Annotated in this window: 1 tRNA gene; it reads left to right on the plus strand. The window is 58.0% G+C overall.

The window, feature by feature from the left end:
• Nucleotides 1-150: 150 nt before the first annotated feature.
• A tRNA-Glu gene (locus J8I26_RS22580) sits at nt 151-226 on the plus strand.

The following is a 226-nucleotide window of genomic DNA, read 5'->3' on the forward strand; positions in this document are numbered from 1 at the left end:
CTCAGCTGGGAGAGCGCTTGCATGGCATGCAAGAGGTCAGCGGTTCGATCCCGCTTACCTCCACCAGCGACCCGCAGATGTTTGCGGTGTGAAGACCAGGCGCTTGCCGGTCCTCAGGTAATAGATTGAAGCAGTATCGGTACCAGATTTGTCCCTATCGTCTAGAGGCCTAGGACATCACCCTTTCACGGTGAGTACCGGGGTTCGAATCCCCGTGGGGACGCCA

The sequence above is a fragment of the Herbaspirillum sp. LeCh32-8 genome, assembly GCF_017814915.1.
In the GTDB taxonomy this organism is placed as follows: Bacteria; Pseudomonadota; Gammaproteobacteria; order Burkholderiales; family Burkholderiaceae_D; genus Herbaspirillum.